Origin of the sequence: Sporocytophaga sp., assembly GCF_017745095.1 — a bacterium.
GTDB lineage: Bacteria > Bacteroidota > Bacteroidia > Cytophagales > Cytophagaceae > Sporocytophaga.
This window is the reverse complement of sequence record NZ_JAGHZZ010000007.1, coordinates 87,809-110,481: the sequence shown is the minus strand read 5'-3', so window position 1 is coordinate 110,481 and position 22,673 is coordinate 87,809. Positions and strand designations below refer to the sequence as shown.

Genomic DNA, 22,673 nt, shown 5'->3' with positions numbered 1-22,673 from the left:
ATGAAATGCCTCCACCATTTTTAATATAAAATAAAAGCAATGTAAATATGAAATATTATACAATGTTCTGCGCATTCTTATTTATAACGGCACTATTTGTAAGTGCTTCATTTGTTTCTAATGATAATGAAAGGGGCACGCATGATATCAATACTCAGGTTAAAAAAGATGTTCTTAAGGTTCTTGATCAATACATGAATGCCTTTAATTCCAAAGATGCAAAGGCATGGCAGTTGACATATCATTTTCCTCATTACCGCTTAGCGAGTGGTAAAATGTCTGTTCTGGAAAGTGCTACATTGGATTCTACAGTATTTATCAGACTTGAAAAATCAGGCTGGCATCATAGCAAATGGGATCATAGAAATATAGTGCAGGCATCAGCAGATAAAGTTCATGTAGATACTCGCTTCTCACGTTATCGCGCTGATGGGAGTTTGATAGGTGTTTATGAATCGCTTTATATTGTAACAAAAGAGAATGGCAAATGGGGAGTAAAATTCCGTTCGAGTTATGCAGAATAAAGAATTATTTGATTAATTTTTTATAACATTCCCATTGACTTTATGAATTTTATTGATTCAATAATGGAAAAAAGATTTGAAGTCTAATGTTAACTTAATTTTAGAATACCTAGTTGATTATTTTTTTGTACTTTAAGCTATGAAACTTTTTTACTTTCATTCAATTTTATTTGTCAAACTATAATTGTAAAATGTTCTTAACGAGATAGATAGATTCTTATTGTCAGGATTGAATTTTCAAGTCCTCTGTATGACTGAGAATTATATTGTATTTTTATAACTTGAACTCTCGATCCTGATAATCGTACAAAGAAGACCACTTCGCCCTTTTATAGAGGAAAATTTTTAATTATCAAACCAATTAAACTATGAGAAAACAACTACTATTATCCATTGTTAAAGTGCTTTTTGGAGGTATGGCATTAGCACAAACTTCAGGTACTTTTATTGCAGCTGACAATGGAAATCGAATGTCTTCATGTGCAGACACTTTGATTACTCTTGAAAATATTTATACTCAATGTGGAATTAAAGATCTTAATGATCCTGAAGATAATGTGAGTAATTATAGGCTCCTTCAATTAAATGGTTCTGTTATAACTACAACAGAAATAACCGGAGGATTTAAATATAGTGACTATGAAATGGTCTATATAGAAAAGCAGAACACTCCAGCTAATGGACATAATGGAATTGCAATCTTTATTAATATCATTCAACCACCAACTAAATACTTTATAAAAGACACATTAAAGTACACGGTTGAAAAGGGGGCTAAAGTAAATTTTTCAAAGGACTTTTTTAGTAACATAGCATACTGGGGTACAGGAAAAGATACTGAAGAATTTCATGATAGATTGTTTTTATATGACGGTGTAAATCCGGAAACTGCTGTTAAAAATCTTACTGACTGGACTTTATTTGGAAAAGGGACCTATAGAATAAGATTGAGTTATGCTATTTGTTCTGCTGATGATATTCATTCAGAGGAAATGTATGTAAAGGTAGAGGAGAGCCCATGTCATAATCTGGAGCTTCGAAACATGCCATCTATTTGTCTGGATGATATTTTAGATATAAGGCCTTATGTTTATTTAGATGGTCATGTTGCAACCGCAGAAGAATTGGCAGATATGACTTTCCTTGATAAAAGCGATAATGCAAAACCTAGTGATGTATTACCTATAAATCCTGCTGCAATTGATTTAGCTACAATGTGGAAGTACATGTCAACGAAATTCCCTCGGATTGAAATAAGCTATCAGCCTAATATTACTCTTGGAATATGTAATAATTATTACTATAATTTTGTGCCTAAAGTACCCACTAAATTGATGACAACTGATGTGATTATGTCTAAAGATAGTTATGGAGGTTCTTTAGTTTATATGATTGACGGAGATTATTATGGCTTTAATAATGTCTTTCATAAAAATGTACTGAAAGAAATTTATCTTGATCATAATACTAATCATAATGGTACAGAATTCAGTTTCTTCACGGATGATAAGTATGAAAACTTAGTTACAGGAAATGATCTTTCTCCCGGAGATTATTATGTGTTAGCTACAAATCCTGAATGCAATGAAGATAGTACTTCATTCAAAATTCGCGTATTGAATCGTGATTTTGAAATTACGTGGCAAAATGCGTTAAATATGGGCAAAGGTTATTACACATTCACAGCGCCAAGTGATTATCCAGGTGCAACATATTCATGGTTTGCCTGGGGAGGAGAAATAGTGTCAGGAATCAATACCAATCAGATAACTGTTTATTACTCTGAGAAAGCCTCTAAGGGAGTCACTGTAAGTTGCACTATTACGCTTCCTACTGCACGTGTTTCCGGAAATTCAGTATTGGCATCAGGACTGTATCTGACTTCCAATGAAGCAGGTGAAAAAGAAGAAATACAAGCCGAAATTATCACAGGTAACACGAATATTGTAGAGAATTTATCATCAGTATACCCCAATCCATCCGAGGGGAAAATTGTAATTTCAGGAAAGGGGCAATATGATCTTAAAATTTATAATGCACTTGGACAGTTGATTCACGAAGATAATGCTTATACTCCTGAGACTCCTTTAGATCTAGAAGGTAAAGGTATGCATATGATCAGATTGATTCAGAATGGCAAGGTGCAAACATTGAAAGCGATTGTGAAATAGTAATACATATTGTTATCAAAGAACAATAAAGTTGGGCAGCTTAGGTTGTCCAACTTTTTTATGTCAAAAATAAAATGAAATCTATTTAGCCTTAGATTTACGATAAGATCTTTTAGTTAATGTGTCAGCCAAAACATGTCTGAAGTTTTCTACAAAGCATCTGTCTGTAATTTCTTTGTAAATATAATTTCGTTGAGCAGCAGGAAGTTTATTATGTTCTTGTACTTCTTCGTTGGAATATCTCTCCATAATCTTAGAGCTTGTGCACTCACAATAGTTTTTTGTTTCTGAAGGATAATAGCTTTCCAGTCCGCTTTCTGTTACACAGTTTTCTATTAGCAATGCCAAATCCTGATCTTCTCCTGCCTGATAAGCGAATGCTATTTCCTTAAAGAAATAAGCAGAGATGGCAAAGGCAATGATTTGTGATGGAATGAAAAATGCGAGTCTGCTTTCACGAGGCTGAACTTCAGTTGCAGGAATTCTGAAATCCCTCGTCATTCTCAGTACTGAAGGCTTGGCAAAGAGATATGATGAAAGTCCGACTCCAAAGAGAAATAAGAATGTCGGGTCGTGATTTAAAAGGTAAGAAAAGAGACAAAGAAAATTTCCGCAAAGGATAATAATCCATTTCCTAAAGCTAAGTCTTAAAAAGGATCTTACTTTAAATCTCGTACTTTCATTAAGTAAATTTTTTACTCTGGAATAGTAATATAATCTGGATACAATCAGAAAACTGAACAGAAAGGAAGGGCAAATCCATGTAAGTAAATCGTTAAGATTCTCCCTGTTTAAAGACGGAAGGAATAATACAAGGAAGAATATGGCTAATTGCAGTAATGCAATCATCCAAAAGGTTTCTTCATTTCTCTTTACAAATTTTGAGTATCTGTCTTGTTCCAAATTTTCAGGATTTATGAAAATCCTCAACCTTTATGATGTCATGACAAAAATCATATTCATAAGGTTGATTAGAACAGATAATCACAATTCTATCCTTTATGTTTTGGAGAATTTCAGTTTTGTACCAGTTTATTCCTGCTGCGTCAAGATTTACGGTAGGCTCATCTAGGAAAAGTATTTCGGATTCGGTATACATTGCAAAGCCAAGTTTTACTCTTTGCTTCATTCCAGATGAAAAATATATCAACTTTTTGTCAGAAGCCTTTTCAAGCCCCAGTATCTTAATGAAATCCTTTTTGGAAAGATTGTTTTTGAATTTCTTGAATGTGAGATGAAAATCAATAATTTCTTCTAAGGTTAATTCTTCAATGAGATCCTGATAGGGGGCAGTAAAAGTGAGTTTTTGATATAGGTGATCAGCAGAGATTTCTGTATTATTTGAAAAGTATTTTACTTTTCCTTCGTTGGGAGAGGAAAGTCCGGCAAGTATCTGGATTAAAGTAGATTTCCCAGATCCATTTCTACCGGTAATGGCATAGGATTGATTTCGCTGAAAATTCAGGTTAAGATTTCTGAAAAGCCAATTGCGGTCAAATCTCTTGCCTAAATTTTCAGCGATAATATTCATTTCTTACTGACTGAACCCTTTCATGATACCTCTGTCAGAGCTGCGAATGAAATTTACAATCTCATCTTTCTCTTTTGAAGAAGTAAAGTTCACTTCAATATGATCTAATGCTTTTGAATTGTTATATCCTCTAAGATATACTGTTCTGTAGATTTCTTGTATTTCGTTGATCTTTTCGTTGCTGAAACCTCTTCTTCTAAGACCAATAGAGTTGATACCACAGTAGCTTAGTGGTTCTCTTGCTGCTTTGGTATAAGGAGGAATGTCCTTTCTTACAAGCGAGCCTCCAGAGATCATAGCGTGCGCACCTATTCTGACAAACTGGTGTACAGCGCTTGAACCACCAACTATAGCATAATCATCTACTGTTACGTGACCTGCGAGCTGAACCGAATTAGCGAGGATACAATTGTTTCCAATTATACAGTCATGGGCAACGTGCACATAGGCCATAAGAAGGCAGTTTTTACCAACTTCGGTTTTGTATTTTTCTACAGTACCTCTATTGATAGTTACGCATTCTCTGATGACACAATTGTCGCCAATGATTGCAGTTGTTTCTTCACCTGAGAACTTAAGATCCTGAGGGGGAGCAGAGATAACAGCTCCTGGATAAATTTTTACGTTTTTTCCGATTCGGGCACCTTCCATGATGGTCACATTTGGACCGATCCAGGTACCTTCATCTATTTCAACATTTTTATGAATTGTCGAAAAAGGCTCAATTACAACATTTCTGGCAATTTTTGCCTGAGGATGTATATAAGCTAAAGGTTGATTCATAGGGATTTTCCTGTGTCTTTCCTTACAATACTTGCAGACATTACTGCTTCACAAACCAGATTATTACCAACAAATGCCTGTCCCTGCATTTTAGCAATTCCTCTTTTTATAGGAGCCAATAACTCACATTTGAATATTATCTGATCTCCGGGAACTACAAATCTTTTAAATCTGCAGCTTTCTATACTTAGGAAGTAGGTCCAATAGTTGTCAGGATCCGGTACTGTATTTAATACTAAAATTCCTCCTGTTTGAACCATTGCTTCAATTTGCATTACTCCTGGCATTACAGGATTTCCCGGGAAGTGCCCTTGGAAAAAAGGCTCATTGATGGTTACATTTTTGATACCTGCTACCGTTGTTTCGTCAAGATAAAATATTTTATCAACAAGTTTAAACGGATACCTGTGAGGTAGTGCCTTGTATATCTGATTTACATCAAGTACCGGAGGCATATTTGGATCATAATGAGGAATCTGATTCTTAGACGCCTCTTTCATGATTTTTTTAATTTTTTTCGCAAATGCTACGTTTGCAGCGTGCCCAGGACGAGCTGCAAGGATCTGAGCTTTTAACGGTCTTCCGACTAAAGCAAGATCTCCAATTACATCAAGAAGTTTGTGTCTTGCCGGCTCATTTTTATAACGTAATTCTAGGTTATTTAGAATTCCTTCTTTCTTAACCTCTACTTTTTGCTTATTGAATAATTTTGCAAGGTGTTCCAGTTCATGATCCTGTACAACTCTGTCTACAATTACAATAGCATTGTTAAGATCTCCACCTTTAATAAGGTTTTGTTTCTGAAGCATTTCCAGCTCATGTAGGAAACAGAAAGTTCTACATGAGGCGATCTCTTTGGAAAACTGGTTGATATTTGTAAGAGAAGCATGCTGACTACCTAAAACCGGAGAATTATAGTCTACCATTACAGTAACTCTATAATCGTCAAGTGGAAGTGCTGCGATTTCTATATTCTTCTCGTTGTCTTTATAGAAGATGCTATGCGGAACTTCAAAGAAGTTTCTTAATGCATTTTGTTCCTGAAATCCGACAGTCTCTAGTGCCTCAACAAATGGCTGAGAGCTTCCGTCCATTATGGGAGTTTCAGGACCATCTATCTGGATGAGGACATTGTCGATCTGCAATCCCATAAGTGCAGCAAGCGTGTGCTCTACTGTACTTACTCTTGCTCCATTTTTTTCAATTGTGGTTCCCCTTGAAAGGTCAACTACATAGTCGACGTCTGCTTCAACAATAGGTTGGTTTTCAAGGTCAACCCTTTGAAAAACAATCCCGTGATTAGGTGGTGCAGGTACAAAAGTCATGTTAACTTTTACTCCTGTATGTAATCCTACTCCTGAAATAGATACGGGACTCTTGATGGTATGCTGTTTTACGTTCATTTAACCCTTATAAAGTCGGCAAATTTATAATTTTTTCCTCAAGTTCTTCAATTCTTTTTTGCAATTCCGGAAGTTTTCTGAAAACACTGCTGGATTTCAGGAATTTTTTATATTCAAAAGCAGGGGAACCGTGTATTGCAGTTCCTTCTGTTACTACCGATTTGCCAACACCGGATTGAGCACCGATGCTAGTTTTATTTGCCAGTGTGATATGTCCTACGATTCCAACTTGACCCGCGATAACGCAATTTTCTCCAATTTTGGTAGATCCGGAAATCCCGGATTGTGCGGCGATCACAGTGTTTTTTCCAATTTCTACATTGTGAGCAATCTGAATCAGATTGTCAAGTTTTACACCATCATGTATTACTGTTGATCCCATTGTAGCGCAATCGATTACAGTATTTGCACCGATATCTACATGATTTCCAATAATTACATTTCCTACTTGAGGGATGGTTTTATAAGTACCATCCGGTTGGGGTGCAAATCCAAAACCGTCACTGCCTATAACAGCCCCTGAGTGAAATGTACAATAGCTTCCGATTTTTGAATCTGAGTAAATTTTTACTCCAGAGAAAATAATGGTGTTGTCTCCTATTGTAACATTATCTCCAATATAGGCCTGTGGATAAATTTTTACATTTTTTCCGATTTGGCAGTTATTACCTATATATGAAAACGCTCCGCGATAAATATTTTCTCCTGTGTTAGAATTTTGCCCGATAAAAGACGGATTCTCTACACCAGTTTTCATGAAACTTATGAATTTATGATATTCTTCAAGAAGCGTAGTAAAACTGGTATATGGATCGTCAACAAGAATTAAAGTGGTTTTTACCTCGCTTTTGGGAACGAATTTCTTGTCAACTATAACAGCCGAAGCTTGGGTGGTATATAAATAAGGTTCATATTTTAAATTGGATAAAAAGGAGATACAACCTTCCTGACCCTCTTGAATTTTTGCCAGTTTATTGATTTTCAGGCTATCACTTCCTTTGACTTCACCCCCAATTAAATGGGCAATCTGTCCTGTGGTAAATTCCATTAAACTAATTTAAACAAATTATTAACTATGAACCATCCTACAAAGATACATTTTTAGGCCAGCATAAATAATGTTTTTTTACTATTTTACTTATGGCCTTTATGTTGGGAAGATCATATGCCTGGGCTACGTCCAATACTTGTCCCCTTTTTGTAAGAACATTTATTTTATTACTTACTGGTAGATATGCCCTGTTTCTTAAAACCCCGTTTACGACAAAATATTCCGAGTGTTCTTCGGGTAATCCTAGATTTTTAACTACTTCTTTTCTTAGCTGCTCTATCTTTTCCTCTTCAAATTGAGTTCTGGAAATTTCGATTCGAAATAACTTCCTTTCCAGTAGCTGATTGCATAGTAACGATAATACTGGGTCTTTATGATTTTTCCATATTTTAATCGCTCCCCACAAGTCATAATCATCGAGACTGGTAAAAGCCTGAAGGTAGTGATGATTTTGAGTGAAATCTTCAAGTGTTATTTTTTGCTGTAGAAACACGTTTAATGCTTCCGATGCAAATAGATTTTCACCTGTCAGAGATAAATGCTGAGCTCTCCTTATTATCTGAATCAGCATTTTTTCCGCACACACGGTAGTTTTGTGCAAATAAACCTGCCAGTACATCAACCTTCTGGATGATAAGAAATTTTCAATGCTGTAAATTCCTTTCTCTTCTACAACCAGCTCATCATCAACGATATCTAACATTTTAATAATTCTGTCGGCACCAATGGTTCCCTCCATTACTCCAGTAAAAAAGCTGTCTCTCTTAAGATAGTCCATTCTATCCATATCGAGCTGGCTCGAAATAAGTTGATGGAAGAATTTTCTTTCGTATAAATTGAGAAACATTTTTATGGTAAGATCTAGTTTCCCATTAAACTCTTTATTCAACTTTTCCATGATAAGGTAGGAAAGCTTTTCGTGAGCTATATGGGAAAGGAGTGTTTTCTCCAGGGCATGTGAGAAAGGACCGTGGCCAATATCATGCAATAATATGGCAGCCAAAGCGGCTTCTTTTTCTTCTTCAGAGATCTGATGCCCACGACTCCTTAGCCTGTTTAAGGCCATACCCATTAAATGCATAGCTCCAAGAGCATGATGGAACCTTGTATGGAGAGCGCCGGGATAAACAAGATCTGTAAGTCCTAATTGTTTTATTCTTCGCAGTCGCTGAAAATAGGGATGCTCAATAATATCAAAAATGAAACTTCCGGGAATTGTAATAAATCCGTAAACCGGATCGTTGAATATTTTCTTCTTATTCAAAACTTTTTAAGTTAACGAAACTTATTAATAAGGATTTAATGTACTTTTAGTGTTTACGAATTTTAATTCTATGCAAAGATATAATATTTTATGGGCGGATGATGAAATAGATCTACTTAAACCCCACATAATTTTTCTTAATAATAAAGGCTATGATGTAACTCCTGTACCTAGCGGGGCAGATGCGTTAGAGAAATGTAATGAAGAGAAATATGACATCGTATTTCTTGATGAAAATATGCCTGGAATGACCGGCTTGGAAACACTAAGTCAAATCAAAGCTATAAAACCGAATCTTCCGGTAATCATGATCACCAAGAGTGAAGAAGAGCATATCATGGAAGAAGCCATCGGGAGCAAAATCGCTGACTATCTCATTAAACCATTAAATCCGAATCAGATATTATTGAGTATCAAAAAGATATTAGATAATAAAAGACTTGTTACTGAAAAAACAAATATCAGTTATCAGCAGGATTTCAGAAATCTCAGCATGGCTTATAATGACCGCATCGGACATGAGGAGTGGGCTGAGATATACAAAAAACTGGTTTATTGGGAATTGGAAATTGATAATACCGAAAACAAAAGTATGAAGGATATTATCGATATGCAGAAAAGTGAAGCCAATAAGAACTTTGCTGATTTCATTATTGATAATTATGAGTCTTGGTTAAATGATGCTGATTCTTCAAAACCTGTTCTTTCTCATCAGATTATGAAAAAGAAAGTATTTCCACTTTTAGAAAAAGATCAGCCTTTATTTTTTATTCTTATTGATAATCTTAGATATGATCAGTGGAAAGTTCTGGAATCAACCATTAATGCATATTTTAATGTAGATGAGGAGATTAACTATTATTCTATATTGCCTACTACTACTGCTTATGCAAGAAATGCAATTTTTTCAGGATTACTCCCTTCCGAAATTGAGAAAAAATTTCCTCAGTATTGGGTAAGTGATGAAGAGGAGGAAGGGAAGAATAATTTCGAAGAAGAACTTCTAAAGGCTCAGTTAGTCAGGAATAAACTAGATATTAAGAGTTCTTACAATAAAATTATCAATATTTCTCACGGCAAATCTTTGCTGGATAATATCACTAACCTTATGAATAATAAGTTAAATGTGATCGTCTACAATTTTGTCGATATGCTATCCCATGCCCGAACGGATATGGCAATGGTGAGAGAGCTCGCACCTGATGAATCAGCATATAGATCTTTAACTAATTCCTGGTTTCAGCATTCTCCGTTACTTGAAGCATTAAAAAAAATTGCAGAGAAAAAAGGCAGAGTGATCATTACAACAGATCATGGCACTATAAGAGTGAAAAAGCCATTTAAAATAATCGGAGATAAAAGCACAAATACTAACCTGAGATATAAGCAAGGTAAAAACCTTGGCTTTGATGAAAAGGATGTATATGTCTGTAGAAAGCCTGAGCGTATGTTTCTGCCCAAAAGAAATGTTTCTACAGCTTACGTTTTTACTATTGAAGATTACTTCTTTGCTTATCCAAATAACTATAACTACTACGTCAATTTTTACAAAGATACTTTCCAGCATGGTGGCGTTTCTTTGGAAGAAATGATTATACCTTTTATAACCTTGTCTCCAAAGTAAGGTTTATTGGGAGATTAAATGGATTGACTGGTTGATAAATTTTTGTAAATTTACAACCAGACCATTCTTCTTTCAATCAATTCATGGGAGAAAGTACACAACCTTTTAAAATTTTACTGAGCAAGGACCTGTCCGAACTCAAACAGGTAGCAGGGGAAATAATAAAATTTGCCGGATCGGAAAAGGTATGGCTGTTTGAGGGTGAGATTGGAGCAGGAAAGACAACTTTGATCAAGGAAATATGCAAAGGACTGGGTGTTTCTGAAAATGTCAGCAGTCCTACGTTTGCTTTGGTAAATGAATATCTTGGAAATAACAGCAATAGCATTTACCATTTTGATTTTTACAGACTAAAAAGCGAGACTGAGGCTCTTGATATAGGGAGTGAAGAGTATTTTTCTTCAGGAAATATATGTCTTATTGAGTGGCCTTCAAAAATAGAATCTCTAATTCCTCCTCATCATTTAAGAATTTCTCTAAAAGTAGATAATAATCAACAAAGAATTTTTCATCTTTCTAAAACATGAAAAGCAGCTTAAAATCGGGTATTGAAGCTCTGGCAAAAGAACATGCCTTATATCCTCAGGAAGCACTATTGAAAATTCCTGAAGGTACAACCCGTCTTAATATTGGTATTCCTAAGGAGATACAGGACCTTGAAAATAGGGTCTGTCTAACTCCGGAAGCAGTAGCATTGTTGGTTAATAATGGCCACGATGTGGTTGTAGAAACCGGTGCCGGCGTATCTGCAAAGTATTCAGATAAAGAATACAGTGATGCTGGCGCTAAAATAGCTTATTCCTCCCAGGAAGTATTTCAGTCTAATATTGTTCTAAAGATTGAACCGCCAACCATTCAGGAAATAAGCATGATGAAGCCAGGAAGTACATTGTTTTCAGCACTTCAGATTTCAACACTTACACCAGAACTAGTTCAGGCTATCAATAAGCAAAAGTTGATTGCGCTTGGCTTTGAATTTATTGAAGATAAGGTAGGAGGAATGCCAGTGGTAAGAGCAATGAGTGAAATAGCAGGCAGTACTGTTATGCTAATTGCAGCTGAATATCTCAATAGCAAAAATGGAAAGGGTGTTATATTAGGAGGAATTACAGGGGTACCACCTACAAAAGTTGTGATTCTTGGAGCTGGAACAGTAGCGGAATATGCTGTCCGCGCTGCTGCCGGATTGGGATGTGAAGTCAAGATATTTGACAACCAGGTTTATAAGCTCAGAAGATTAAAGCATGATCTGGGACTTCAGATTTATACTTCTACAATTGATACTATTACTTTAAGAAAAGAATTAAGAGAAGCAGACGTAGTTATAGGTTCTTTAAGATCTGACGAGGGAAGTCCATGCGTAGTAACTGAAGATATGGTCGCTGAAATGATGCCTAATTCAGTGATTATCGATGTGAGTATTGATCAGGGTGGTTGTTTTGAAACAAGTAGGGTTACAAGTCACAAAAACCCGATCTTCAGAAAATATGATGTGATTCACTATTGTGTTCCCAATATTGCATCAAGGGTTGCAAGAACAGCTACAACTGCACTAAGTAACATATTCACTCCAATTATTTTACAGATAGCCAAAAAAGGAGGGACAGAGGAATTAATTTATTCCAAAGAATGGTTCATGAAAGGAGTATATTCTTATAAAGGAAGTCTTACCAATCCTTATATAGCTAAGAAATTTAATATGAAGCATAAGGATATGAAATTGATTCTAGCTGCTCGGTTTTGAAAAGTTGAAAGCACAAAGCTAAAAGTACTAATGATCTAAATAAAAAATCCGGCCAATTTGACCGGATTTTTTATTTAGATATTATTTGGGAATAATACTATTCATACATAATGTTCATCTCTACACGTCTGTTGGCCTGTCTGCCAGCATCGGTATCGTTCGTGTCTACCGGTTTGGTTTCTCCAAAACCATCAGTTGTGATTCTGTTTGCGCTTACACCTTTGGTTCCAAGATAACGTTTAACAGATTCTGATCTTCTTTTTGAAAGATCCATGTTAGAGTTGTCATCGCCAACATTATCTGTATGTCCTTCTAAATGCAGCTTTGATTTAGGATTGTTTACCATTACTGAAGCAAGCTTGTTCAGTGAGTTGTATGAAGAACTGATAATAACATCACTGTTTGTTTCAAATAATAAATTTTTAAATGCTTCTTCCAATGCTTTCTTTTCTTCTGGTTTAATTTCAGGACAACCTTTGTTAGATTTAATACCAGGAGTTCTCATGCATAGGTCATCATAATCTCCAACTCCGTCTCCGTCTGTATCAACAAAAGCGGGAGGACAACCTTTTAATGCAACTGTACCTCTTTCTTTAGGGCACTGATCATCTTTGTCCTGGATTCCGTCTCCATCTGTATCAGGACAGCCCCTATATTGAGGTAATCCAGGAACGTCAGGACATTCGTCTTTATTGTCCATGATACCGTCCTTATCTCTGTCTCCCCACGGACAACCTTTGTTTTCTTTGGGTCCGGATTCGTTTTTACATTGGTCTTCGTAATCGTAGACTCCATCAAAATCAACATCGTAGGGACAACCAAACGTTGTTACAGGTTCACCTTTAGGTGTATGGATACATTTATCCCTACCGTCTGGAACACCATCACCATCAGAATCTCTTTCTTTCCAGACTATTTGATATGGTTCTTTCTTTTTGTTCTTGCCTTTTTTGGCAGCTTTGGCTTTCTTTTTAGTCTGAGCTGGATTTTGAGCAAAAGCATTTTCGCCTATAAAAGAAAGTATGCACAATATGGAACTAAGGAGTATTAATTTTTTCATCCCGTAATACTTGATAGTTGATCTAAACATGAAAGTAGTGTACTGAAAAAATGGAAAAAAGGCTGAAAATTTTTGTCAATTTTCAGCCTTTTTATGGAAAAAGTTTAAATCCGAAACTTTAGAAGTATTGCGACGTTTAATACATTTTTTAGAGGTTAGCCAGGCTTTTTTCTAATGCTTGAATTTCAGCTTCAGCATCTGCTTTTTTCTTTTTTTCAAGCTCAATAACAGGAGCAGGCGCTCCGGCAACGAATTTTTCATTGCTTAGCTTTTTCTCTACACTAGCAAGAAATCCTCTTTTATGCTCCAATTGCTTTAATAGATTTTCTTTTTCTTTTTCAGGATCAATAGAGTCTCCTAGTGGCACATAAAATTCTGAACTACGGATAATAAATGTAGCAGCTCCGTCAATAGCAGTTTCTGTACTTTCTATAGATTCTATGAAAGCTAACTTTTTGATAAGATAACCAAAATGTTTTACCAATTCTTCCGAAGTTGTTTTCACCAGAAGTTTTAGAGGATCATTTTTGGTAATCTGTTTAGTGTTTCTAATGTTTCTTATGTTGGAAATTACTTCAATTGCTAAATCTCCGTTCTCAATGATTTTTTTATTGAGAACATTACTTTGTGGCCAAGCAGCAACAATCAAACAATCATTTGCAGAACGTTCTTTTATTTCATGCCATAATTCTTCTGAGATAAATGGCATAAATGGGTGAAGAACTTTGAGTAGTCTTTCAAAAATGCTAATAGTTTTGTTGTATGTATCGCGATCTATCGGTTGTTCAAAGCCAGGCTTTATCATCTCTAGGTACCAGGAACAAAAGTCATCCCAAACCAGCTTATAAACTGTCATTAATGCATCTGACAATCTGTATTTTGAGAAGTTATCTTCCAGTTCTGTTAACGATGCTGTCAATTTAGTTTCCATCCATTCAATAGCAGGAGCATTTTCAGGATTTGAGCCTTCTTTAATATCCCACCCTTTAATAAGACGGAAAGCATTCCATATTTTGTTGCTAAAATTTCTTCCTTGAAGGCAGAGCTTCTCATCAAATAACAAATCGTTACCTGCAGGAGAACTTAAAAGCATTCCAACCCTTACTCCATCAGCTCCATATTCTTCAATCAGATCTAAAGGATCAGGCGAATTACCAAGAGATTTGGACATTTTTCGGCCTTGTTTATCTCTTACAATACCTGTCAGATATACTTTTTTGAATGGTATCTCCCCACGGAACATGTAGCCCGCCATGATCATTCTTGCTACCCAGAAGAATAAAATTTCAGGTGCTGTTACAAGGTCATTGGTAGGGTAGAAGTAGTTGATGTCCTTGTTTTGCGGATCTTTAAAACCATCAAATACAGAAATCGGCCACAACCATGAAGAGAACCACGTGTCAAGTACATCTTCATCCTGTTTTAAATCAGAAGCTTTTGTGCCGGGATAATTTTTCTGAAACTGCTCTAACGCTTCTTGTTCTGAGAGCGCTACAACAGGCTCAGCTGATGGATTATTAATCAGATAATAGGCTGGAATTCTCTGTCCCCACCAAAGTTGCCTGGAAATACACCAGTCTTTGATGTTTTCCATCCAATGTCTGTATGTATTTTTGAACTTGGATGGAATAAGTTGAATCTCATCATTCATCACCGAGGAAAGAACTTCTGGTTTTTTCTCCAGAAATTTTTTCATGTCAACAAACCACTGAAGAGATAATCTTGGTTCAATCACAGCGTCCGTTCTTTCAGAATATCCAACACTGTTTTTTATATCTTCTGTCTTAAGTAAAAATGATTTTTCCTCAAGTTCTTTAGAAATGAGCTTTCTTACTTTAAATCGGTCTTCGCCTACATACAATTGGGCCTTGGCACTGAACGTACCATCATCATTCATGATATCAATGACTTCAAGACCATGCTTTTGACCTAGTGCATAGTCATTTACGTCATGAGCAGGGGTAACTTTCAAGCAACCTGTTCCAAATTCCATGTCAACATATTCATCCATAATCACAGGAATTTTCCTTCCGATAAGAGGAACAATAGCTTTCTTGCCTTTCAGATGCTGATATCTCTGATCGTTTGGATTTACACAAACGGCAGTATCTCCGAGGATGGTTTCTGGTCTTGTAGTGGCTACCGTTATATAATCTTCAGATCCATCTATTGGGTACTTGAGAAAATAAAGTTTTGAATTTACTTCCTTGTGAATAACTTCTTCATCAGAAAGAGCTGTTTTCCCTTGAGGATCCCAGTTAACCATTCGGTATCCTCTGTATATAAGGCCATCTCTGTATAATTTTATAAATACTTCAATAACAGCATCAGATAGTGCTGGTTCCATGGTGAACCTGGTTCTGTCCCAGTCACATGAAGCACCTAGTTTTTTTAACTGTTCAAGTATAATACCACCATATTTCTCTTTCCATTCCCATGCGTATTTCAAAAACTCATCTCTTGAAAGATCGCTTTTCTTAATGCCTTTTTCTCTAAGCATTGCAACAACTTTTGCCTCAGTAGCAATGGATGCATGGTCAGTCCCTGGTACCCAGCAAGCCTCTTTTCCTTCCATTCTAGCTTTTCTGACCAGCACATCCTGGATGGTATTGTTAAGCATGTGTCCCATATGCAAAACCCCGGTGACGTTTGGCGGAGGAATAACAACTGTATATGGTTCCCTATCAGGATTGGGCTTTGCTGCGAAAAAACCATTATTCATCCAATAGGAATACCATTTGTTTTCAACTTCTTTGGGACTGTATGTCTTCTTAATTTCCATCTTTTATATTTGGTATGCTTTGCGAACCGGCAAAATTAAAAATATTTATTGCTTAATAAAATCTGCATTTTATCTAAAACAAAAAATAAGAAGTTTGGCTCTTGTAGTTTCATTTTTTTGCAAAAAAAAGCTTAAATTAATGTTAGCCATAGCAACTCTCCCTCTTCTCAATATTACTTCAAGAATAATTAATTTCTTCAAGTATAAAAATGTAAGATCTTAATTTACAGTATAGTAAATGAACTTATCTTTATCCACTTTAAAATCGCCGTCAAAAGTGAATGGAGGTGTCTATTGAATTCAAATTTTGTTTGTCAGAAAAAGATATTTGGGATAAATAAATCGTTGTAAAAAGGAATAGGATTGAAGGAGAGTTGAATGGATGAATTCAGGCACAATTTGTGTAAAGATTTCCTCAGTATCTTTTTACCAAAGTAAATAAAAGGGATAATTTAGAAAGGATAGTTATGCCAGAGAAAAAGTTTAATAAAGTTCTCCTTGTTGATGACGATAAAATCAATAATTACATAAATCTCAGGTTAATAAGGAGAATAGGTTTGTCAGAAGAAATTATTGTGACAAACAATGGACAGGAAGCGATTAATTATCTCAAAAAATGTGGGAAGAAAGATCTGCCAACTCTAATCCTGCTAGATATCAATATGCCGGTAATGGATGGATTTGAGTTTCTGGAAGAATTTGAAAAACAGGATTTAAATACTGTTGAAAGACCTATGATTGTGGTTTTAACCACAAGTACCAATACAAATGATATTAAGAAGGTAGAAAGTTCTCCTATAGCTGCAGGTTATATAAATAAACCCCTAACAGAAGAGAATCTGCTGGGGTTTATTAGAAGAAATGCTTCAATTGTTTAAGGCTTTAGTTAATTCACCTTTTCCATTTTTTTATTGCCTGTTTTAATTGTTTCGACGGGTTTGTTTTGGTCTAACGGCTCTTCCTGACTTGCTGACGCCGACTTGTAATTTTGTACAATGGTCATCTCTTTAATAAGATTTTCGGCGCCTGCATATTTATCAATAATGAATAAAATATATCTGATATCAACCGATATAGTTCTTTGTAATTTGGGTTCATAAATGATGTCTCCACTCATTGCTTCCCAATTGCCATCGAATGCACAACCGATCAGATGACCGTAGCCATTCATAACAGGACTGCCCGAATTTCCTCCGGTAATATCATTGGTAGATATAAAATTTACAGGAAGGGTTCCTTTAAAACCATATCTACCATAATCTTTTTGATTATATAGCTCTACAAGTCTTTTAGGGACAATGAATTCTTCGTTGTTAGGGTCTTCTTTTTCCATGATCCCTTCAATGGTTGTGTAGTATGAAAAGTGTGCGGCATCTTTCGGATAATAATCTTCAACTGATCCATAACTTAGTCTCATAGAAAAGTTAGCATCAGGGTATAGTTTAGCGTCTTTATTCATTTCCCTAATTCCTCTGAGGTATAAATTGTTGGCAGCATCCAATTTAGCGAAAATCATTCCCAGGAAAGGGCCTGCCAGCGCTCTGAAATCACTGATGATTGCTTGACTTGTTTTGAAAGCAGGATCTTTTTCCAATACCTTTGCAGAAGGTTTTTTAAGGAAATTGTCCATCTTTTCTTTCGACGCAAGGATCGAATTGGCAAAAACATATGCAGCAAATTTGGAGAAGTCTCCTTTGTATTTCTTATCTGCTTCTTTGAGTACTGTCGGGACTAATTTGGGGTTCACATCATCATGGTACATTTGTAACAGTGCTGCAAAGATCTTTTGGTCCGTTGGTGGATTATAATTTTTAAAGAATTCGTCAGCTTGGACTTTGGCAGCGTCCGCGGCAGCTTGAGTTTCCTGAGGTGTTTTAGCATTTTGAAGTGCTTGGTAAAATCCATTCAGCTTGTATGCAAAAAGGAGGATTTCAGTACCAAAGGCAGCTTCTTCTAGGTAAGTATAGGCAGGAGCAACAACTTTGTACTCCTCATAAGTTTTCTCAAATTGAGGAAGCAAGTCACCATAAGTCTTTTTTCTCTCAGGATCAGCATCTGCCCATTCCTGAAATTTTTGCTCTCTGGCTTTCTTTTGATCTGCAACATCCAACCTTCTTAATCCTTGATTCTGACCTATGAAGTATTTGTAATAGTTGCTTACTTGAGCATAATTTGCAGCATATTTGATTCTGATCTCTGGGTTGGCATCCATATCTTCTTTCATGAGTGCCAATCTTTTTTCTCTGATTTTGATTTTGTCAGGGTTGGTAATTTCATAAGCAAGTTTAACCCCTCCGGAAGTAAGATATCTTTCAGTGCTTCCAGGATATCCCATCACCATTGAGAAAGAGCCTTTTTCATATCCGTCTAGTGAAATAGTAAGGTGAAATTTAGGTTTTAAAGGGACGTTGTTTGCTGAATATTCAGCAGGTTTTCCATCTGGCGCAGTATAGACTCTGAACATGGAAAAATCACCAGTATGTCTTGGCCACATCCAGTTATCTGTATCCCCACCGAATTTTCCGATACTTGAAGGAGGGGCTCCTACAAGTCTGATATCTTTGAATACTTCATAAACAAACAGGTAATATTCATTCCCTTCGAAAAAACTTTTGATTTCCGAAGTATAATGTGTTCCTGCTATAGCTGTTTTTTCAAGATCTGCAGATACCTGCTCGATTTTAGCTTCTTTTTCTTCAGGATTCAATCCAGCACATTCTCCTAGAATTTTGTCTGTAACATCTTCCATTCTCACCAAAAAAGTTACAGTAAGACCTGGAGTAGGTAGTTCCTCAGACATTTTCTTTGCCCAAAAACCCTCAGTAAGATAGTCTTGATCGACTGTACTGTGCGATTGAACAGATTCATAACCACAGTGATGATTTGTAAGGATTAGTCCTTTATCGGATATGATTTCTCCGGTACAATAACCTCCAAAGTTCACAACCGCATCTTTCAGGCTCGAGTGATTTACACTGTAGATCTCATCTGCAGTTAGCTTGAGACCTTTCTTTTGCATATCTTCATAATTAAGCCTCTTTATGAGTAAAGGAAGCCACATTCCCTCGTCAGCCTGACAGAAAGGATTTAAAAAGAGCAAACAGACAGTAAATACAATAAGTTTTTTCAACATGATAGTCTCAATAGATTTTTGGTAAAAAATATAAAAGCTTAAAATGATTTAGGGATTAAATTGTTTAACAAATGGTACAAATACCATATTTTATGGTCAATTCAGAGCAATATATTGGAAAAAGCTGAAAGGTGAAAGCAAAAAGCTTAACGCTAAAAGTATAAAGTCGAAACATATCACATTCCGCTTTATGCTTTTCGCTTAGATAGCTGCTTTAAGGCTCAAAAACAGACCTGTCTGAAGTTGTTTGTTCACAGAATATTCAAATCTGAACACAAGATCATAATAAGTTACTAGATCGAAACCAAAACCTCCTCCCCATAGCCACTGATTGGAAAGTATGGCATTGCCAGGAGTGTATGTCTGATCAACCACATATCCTGTATCAAAATAAGTTTTCAAATAAAGGGTTAGTGGAATACTTCTGATTTTTTCGGTTGGTAGAAAACTAAGTTTCTTTTCTGTTTTAAAAAGTCTGTATTTAATGTTAGTCTTAAAAAGGCTATATGAAGATCCATCTATTACAAAAAGTTCATATCCGCTAATATAATCCTTCATATATCCTAGTCCACGAATATTAAAATAGGGTTGTTTGGATGGAGTTGAATATTTAAGAGCTGTTCCAGCTGCGACAAAGAATCCTTTACCTAGTGGTTGGTAAACGGAACCATCAGTTTTAAAAGAGAAAATATTTACATCATCTGAGTTTAAAAGTCCCTGTTTATCTACTTCTGCTTTTATATAAAAACCCTTCAAAGGATAAAATGTAATATCTCGTCTGTCAAAGGTAAAGGTGTATTTCAGATCAAAATAATTCTGCTGAACTCTTTGTTTGAGGAAATAATCAGGGTTTAATTCTGCTATTGTATCTGATATTCTATTGGTAAAAAATCCCAGGCTTAAGCTATGAAATTCGTAAAACCTCCGTCTATAAGAGAATGTGACACTGCCCGTAATTCTTCGCCTGACAAAACTCTTCCCTTCATAATATGCCAACTCATTTTCCAGTGTTCTGTATGGGATTTTTTTGTTTTCAATAATGCCGGAGAATAGGGTTAGACCAATCCTTTGTTTGCGGTCAAGATAGGGAATTGTGTAGGTAAGTTCTGCTTTTGTGGAAAATCCGGCATTCACTTTTAACCTTAATGTTTCATTCATTCCCCTTACATTTTTCTTAATAAAGTTTACTCCATAATCAATTCTGGAAAGGTCATGGTTTCTGGTGTACCACCATTCATTGAAATTACGGTCGGCAAGACTTAATATTGGAAGGGGATAAGTGAAAAGTCTTTCTTTTACGACTATTTTTAATTCACGTAAAATCGAATCACCGATTAAGATAACATCTGCTTTCAAAAATAAACCTGTATTAAAAATCCTGTTTCGTGTTTTAATGAGCAAGGGTTCAAGTTCTTTTTTGCAAATTGTATCTCCTGGAAATACGCTTAATTCTCTCAGTATAATTTTGTCTTTAGTTCGTTTATTCCCGTCCAGTTTTATATTGTTAATAATGATAAAGGAGGTATCACAAGCTTCAGATTGGGAATTTGTCTGAGCAAAAATGAGAGTTGGAATCAGAAAGGAAATAAAGAAAATGAAAAACTTAAAAGACATCAAAACTGATTCCGAGTAATATTGAAGTTGTTTTATTATAATAAAAATGCAAATATTTGCTCATTATTAATAATATCCTTGTGGTTTTATATTCAAATTTACGAAGAAGCAGGAACTGTAGTATGAATTAAGAGGTTTAAAAGAAAATTATGTTAAAAATATTATTAGCTCCTTTAAAATGGCTGATATTGTTGCTGGTAAAGATTTATCAGATAGCAATAAGCCCTTATTTCCCTGCTGCCTGTAGGTTTCATCCGACCTGTTCGGCTTATTTTATTGAAGCTGTAAAAAAATATGGTCCTATAAAAGGAAGCTGGCTGGGGATTAAACGCATAGGCCGTTGCCACCCATGGGGTGGCAACGGTTATGATCCAGTGCCTTAGCTTAATTCATTTTTTTTGCGATAGCTGTTTATCAGGACAAACAGACCAGCAATAATTAACGGTATACTTAAAAGTTGCCCCATATTATAGCTCATATTTTGCTCAAAATCTACTTGTGGTTCTTTAAAGTATTCATATATAAATCTCAAAGAGAATAAAATCACAACGAAATAGCCAAATATTCTTCCTTCCGGAGTTTTCTCCCTTTTTCTATTGTATACTCCAAAAAGCAAAAATAGGAATAGTAGAAAAGAAGAAATTGCCTCATATAATTGAGAAGGATGTCTTGGTACGCCCCATACGCCCACTGTTACCTTCTGAGCTTTTTCCCCTTCAATTTTTTCTATTTTGATAGGTGGATTTTCCGCATATACAATATGTTCATTGTATTCCTTTTCAATCGTCTTTCTTATTGCACCTTCTACAAATGCCTTGATATCCCTTTCATTATTTTCTTCACCAGGTACTTCAAAGCTTAGATCGATTCCTGCTATTGTCCTTCCTGCCTCATCAAGACTATCTTTTCCATTAAGGCTCATTTCAGTATCGTATATATAGGTTTTGTAAGTTTTTTCAAGCAGATCTTCCATACTTCTTGCAAAGATAAATCCTCCTCTAAAGCTTGTAGGTTTTCCTATAATTTCAGAATTCATAAGGTTTCCCAAACGGATAAGGCATCCTGCAAGGGCAATGGTGATAACCATACGATCCAAAACATATAGGTAACTTTGGTCCGTTTGTTTTTTTGAGTATAGGTATATAGCTATTAGAATTCCTGCTGCAGCTCCATGACTGGCAAGTCCTCCTTCCCATATTTTCAGGATATCAAGGGGATGGGTTAAGTAATATTCGGGCTCATAAAAAAGACAGTGCCCAAGCCTTGCTCCAAGAATAGTAGCCACGACCATATATATGGTAAGCGTTTCAACATACTTTTCTGATTTTCCTTCAGTCTTGTAAATCCAGATTAAAATTTGCTGGCCAATTAGAAATCCGAGTGCGAAAAGTAGTCCATACCACCTTACTGTTAAGCTTCCTATGGAAAATAACTCGGGAGAAGCTTCCCAGAGAACAAAGTTAAAAGTCATGCTGTATTAATTTTTGGCCTGCAATAAAATCAAATCAGAATTAAAAAGAAAGAAAAGATTTATAAATGGAAATAATTGTATTATTCTAATCTGAATCATGTGAGTTTTTTAATTAGATGATAAAGTTATCCACAAAATTCGCTCTCGAAAGCCTTAAATTGCCCTTATTAACACTATGTATTTCGATCAACGTAGATTTTGAATAGATTGAACTTGGTTTTTATATTTAATAAGTAGCTTATTGTAATATTTTTATTTTAGATGATTAACCCTAGGTGAAACATTATCGTATCAATACCCAAGTGATCAAATTTTTCAATTATGAAAACAACGAGATCTTTTAGGCCGAAGGAAAAAACAAGTATAAGGATTCCCTTATTGAATGTTTGCCTCTTATTCTTATTCTATTTTTTGTTTTTAAAATTTTTTACTGACGAATCATTTTTTAAAATGCTGTCATCAAGTCTTGATTCATATCATTTTCCTGAGTTTAACTGGAAATATTACAGATAAAGAAT

The 22,673-nt window shown here is 35.5% G+C and carries 18 protein-coding genes; 7 read left to right on the top strand and 11 right to left on the bottom strand.

Annotated elements, in window-relative coordinates; genetic code table 11:
- Positions 1 to 47: 47 nt before the first annotated feature.
- Positions 48 to 524: a hypothetical protein gene (locus J7604_RS12275; protein WP_293896306.1), complete on the top strand. Its 477-nt coding sequence runs from the start codon at positions 48 to 50 to the stop codon at positions 522 to 524.
- 368 nt (positions 525 to 892) lie between these two features.
- The gene (locus tag J7604_RS12270) at positions 893 to 2,695 is read left to right on the top strand and encodes a T9SS type A sorting domain-containing protein (protein WP_293896303.1); all 1,803 of its coding nucleotides are present in this window, start codon (positions 893 to 895) and stop codon (positions 2,693 to 2,695) included.
- Positions 2,696 to 2,776: 81 nt separating this feature from the next.
- Here the strand turns inward: J7604_RS12270 and J7604_RS12265 are convergent, their stop codons facing one another.
- Genes J7604_RS12265 through J7604_RS12240 form a run of 6 tightly spaced genes read right to left on the bottom strand, consistent with a single transcriptional unit; the run spans position 2,777 to position 8,727 of the window.
- Positions 2,777 to 3,598 (bottom strand): hypothetical protein, encoded by an 822-nt coding sequence (locus J7604_RS12265; RefSeq protein ID WP_293896300.1) that lies wholly within the window; start codon positions 3,596 to 3,598, stop codon positions 2,777 to 2,779.
- Positions 3,599 to 3,602: 4 nt separating this feature from the next.
- Complete coding sequence (locus J7604_RS12260) at positions 3,603 to 4,226, bottom strand: ABC transporter ATP-binding protein (protein ID WP_293896297.1); 624 nt, start codon at positions 4,224 to 4,226, stop codon at positions 3,603 to 3,605.
- 3 nt (positions 4,227 to 4,229) lie between these two features.
- Positions 4,230 to 5,009: an acyl-ACP--UDP-N-acetylglucosamine O-acyltransferase gene (gene lpxA, locus J7604_RS12255; RefSeq protein WP_293896294.1), complete on the bottom strand. Its 780-nt coding sequence runs from the start codon at positions 5,007 to 5,009 to the stop codon at positions 4,230 to 4,232.
- A complete protein-coding gene (locus J7604_RS12250) occupies positions 5,006 to 6,412 on the bottom strand; it encodes a bifunctional UDP-3-O-[3-hydroxymyristoyl] N-acetylglucosamine deacetylase/3-hydroxyacyl-ACP dehydratase (protein ID WP_045466655.1) in 1,407 nt (468 codons plus the stop codon). Before J7604_RS12250 ends, lpxA begins: the two co-directional genes overlap by 4 nt.
- A gap of 7 nt (positions 6,413 to 6,419) precedes the next feature.
- A complete protein-coding gene (gene lpxD, locus J7604_RS12245; protein ID WP_293896284.1) occupies positions 6,420 to 7,460 on the bottom strand; it encodes a UDP-3-O-(3-hydroxymyristoyl)glucosamine N-acyltransferase in 1,041 nt (346 codons plus the stop codon).
- A 37-nt stretch (positions 7,461 to 7,497) separates the two neighbouring features.
- Positions 7,498 to 8,727: an HD domain-containing protein gene (locus J7604_RS12240; protein WP_293896281.1), complete on the bottom strand. Its 1,230-nt coding sequence runs from the start codon at positions 8,725 to 8,727 to the stop codon at positions 7,498 to 7,500.
- 70 nt (positions 8,728 to 8,797) lie between these two features.
- Between J7604_RS12240 and J7604_RS12235 the strand changes: the two genes are divergently transcribed.
- From J7604_RS12235 to J7604_RS12225, 3 genes are all read left to right on the top strand, one after another.
- Positions 8,798 to 10,351, top strand: coding sequence for a bifunctional response regulator/alkaline phosphatase family protein (locus tag J7604_RS12235; protein ID WP_293896277.1), 1,554 nt, complete (start codon positions 8,798 to 8,800; stop codon positions 10,349 to 10,351).
- An 83-nt stretch (positions 10,352 to 10,434) separates the two neighbouring features.
- On the top strand, positions 10,435 to 10,878 hold the full coding sequence (gene tsaE, locus J7604_RS12230) for a tRNA (adenosine(37)-N6)-threonylcarbamoyltransferase complex ATPase subunit type 1 TsaE (RefSeq protein WP_293896274.1): 444 nt from the start codon (positions 10,435 to 10,437) through the stop codon (positions 10,876 to 10,878).
- Positions 10,875 to 12,095: an alanine dehydrogenase gene (locus J7604_RS12225; protein ID WP_293896271.1), complete on the top strand. Its 1,221-nt coding sequence runs from the start codon at positions 10,875 to 10,877 to the stop codon at positions 12,093 to 12,095. The genes tsaE and J7604_RS12225 overlap by 4 nt, the downstream gene beginning before the upstream one ends.
- A gap of 97 nt (positions 12,096 to 12,192) precedes the next feature.
- On the opposite strand, the gene J7604_RS12220 is transcribed toward J7604_RS12225, so the two are convergent.
- Together J7604_RS12220 and J7604_RS12215 are read right to left on the bottom strand one after the other, a co-directional pair.
- Entirely contained in the window at positions 12,193 to 13,155 is a 963-nt protein-coding gene (locus tag J7604_RS12220; RefSeq protein WP_293896268.1) for an OmpA family protein, read from the bottom strand.
- Between the two features lie 148 nt (positions 13,156 to 13,303).
- Positions 13,304 to 15,937, bottom strand: coding sequence for a valine--tRNA ligase (locus tag J7604_RS12215; RefSeq protein ID WP_293896265.1), 2,634 nt, complete (start codon positions 15,935 to 15,937; stop codon positions 13,304 to 13,306).
- A 467-nt stretch (positions 15,938 to 16,404) separates the two neighbouring features.
- On the opposite strand from J7604_RS12215, the gene J7604_RS12210 reads away from it, so the two are divergent.
- Entirely contained in the window at positions 16,405 to 16,815 is a 411-nt protein-coding gene (locus J7604_RS12210) for a response regulator (protein WP_293896262.1), read from the top strand.
- A gap of 8 nt (positions 16,816 to 16,823) precedes the next feature.
- Here the strand turns inward: J7604_RS12210 and J7604_RS12205 are convergent, their stop codons facing one another.
- Entirely contained in the window at positions 16,824 to 19,070 is a 2,247-nt protein-coding gene (locus J7604_RS12205; protein WP_293896259.1) for a S46 family peptidase, read from the bottom strand.
- A 201-nt stretch (positions 19,071 to 19,271) separates the two neighbouring features.
- On the bottom strand, positions 19,272 to 20,684 hold the full coding sequence (locus J7604_RS12200) for a BamA/TamA family outer membrane protein (RefSeq protein WP_293896256.1): 1,413 nt from the start codon (positions 20,682 to 20,684) through the stop codon (positions 19,272 to 19,274).
- A gap of 149 nt (positions 20,685 to 20,833) precedes the next feature.
- Here J7604_RS12200 and yidD point away from each other — a divergent pair, with 149 nt between their 5' ends.
- On the top strand, positions 20,834 to 21,067 hold the full coding sequence (gene yidD, locus J7604_RS12195) for a membrane protein insertion efficiency factor YidD (protein ID WP_293896253.1): 234 nt from the start codon (positions 20,834 to 20,836) through the stop codon (positions 21,065 to 21,067).
- Here yidD and J7604_RS12190 read toward each other — a convergent pair.
- Entirely contained in the window at positions 21,064 to 22,155 is a 1,092-nt protein-coding gene (locus tag J7604_RS12190) for a prolipoprotein diacylglyceryl transferase (RefSeq protein ID WP_293896250.1), read from the bottom strand. The two genes, yidD and J7604_RS12190, sit on opposite strands and share 4 nt — an antisense overlap.
- Positions 22,156 to 22,673 lie beyond the last annotated feature (518 nt).

What these genes read in the sequence shown, in the direction of transcription:
- J7604_RS12220 (WP_293896268.1), bottom strand. Translation starts at nt 13,155, where the DNA reads ATGAAAAAATTAATACTCCTTAGTTCCATATTGTGCATACTTTCTTTT.
- J7604_RS12215 (WP_293896265.1), bottom strand. Translation starts at nt 15,937, where the DNA reads ATGGAAATTAAGAAGACATACAGTCCCAAAGAAGTTGAAAACAAATGG.
- J7604_RS12235 (WP_293896277.1), top strand. Translation starts at nt 8,798, where the DNA reads ATGCAAAGATATAATATTTTATGGGCGGATGATGAAATAGATCTACTT.
- J7604_RS12260 (WP_293896297.1), bottom strand. Translation starts at nt 4,226, where the DNA reads ATGAATATTATCGCTGAAAATTTAGGCAAGAGATTTGACCGCAATTGG.
- J7604_RS12275 (WP_293896306.1), top strand. Translation starts at nt 48, where the DNA reads ATGAAATATTATACAATGTTCTGCGCATTCTTATTTATAACGGCACTA.
- J7604_RS12200 (WP_293896256.1), bottom strand. Translation starts at nt 20,684, where the DNA reads ATGTCTTTTAAGTTTTTCATTTTCTTTATTTCCTTTCTGATTCCAACT.
- J7604_RS12225 (WP_293896271.1), top strand. Translation starts at nt 10,875, where the DNA reads ATGAAAAGCAGCTTAAAATCGGGTATTGAAGCTCTGGCAAAAGAACAT.
- J7604_RS12190 (WP_293896250.1), bottom strand. Translation starts at nt 22,155, where the DNA reads ATGACTTTTAACTTTGTTCTCTGGGAAGCTTCTCCCGAGTTATTTTCC.
- yidD (WP_293896253.1), top strand. Translation starts at nt 20,834, where the DNA reads ATGTTAAAAATATTATTAGCTCCTTTAAAATGGCTGATATTGTTGCTG.
- tsaE (WP_293896274.1), top strand. Translation starts at nt 10,435, where the DNA reads ATGGGAGAAAGTACACAACCTTTTAAAATTTTACTGAGCAAGGACCTG.
- J7604_RS12210 (WP_293896262.1), top strand. Translation starts at nt 16,405, where the DNA reads ATGCCAGAGAAAAAGTTTAATAAAGTTCTCCTTGTTGATGACGATAAA.
- J7604_RS12205 (WP_293896259.1), bottom strand. Translation starts at nt 19,070, where the DNA reads ATGTTGAAAAAACTTATTGTATTTACTGTCTGTTTGCTCTTTTTAAAT.
- lpxA (WP_293896294.1), bottom strand. Translation starts at nt 5,009, where the DNA reads ATGAATCAACCTTTAGCTTATATACATCCTCAGGCAAAAATTGCCAGA.
- J7604_RS12250 (WP_045466655.1), bottom strand. Translation starts at nt 6,412, where the DNA reads ATGAACGTAAAACAGCATACCATCAAGAGTCCCGTATCTATTTCAGGA.
- lpxD (WP_293896284.1), bottom strand. Translation starts at nt 7,460, where the DNA reads ATGGAATTTACCACAGGACAGATTGCCCATTTAATTGGGGGTGAAGTC.
- J7604_RS12270 (WP_293896303.1), top strand. Translation starts at nt 893, where the DNA reads ATGAGAAAACAACTACTATTATCCATTGTTAAAGTGCTTTTTGGAGGT.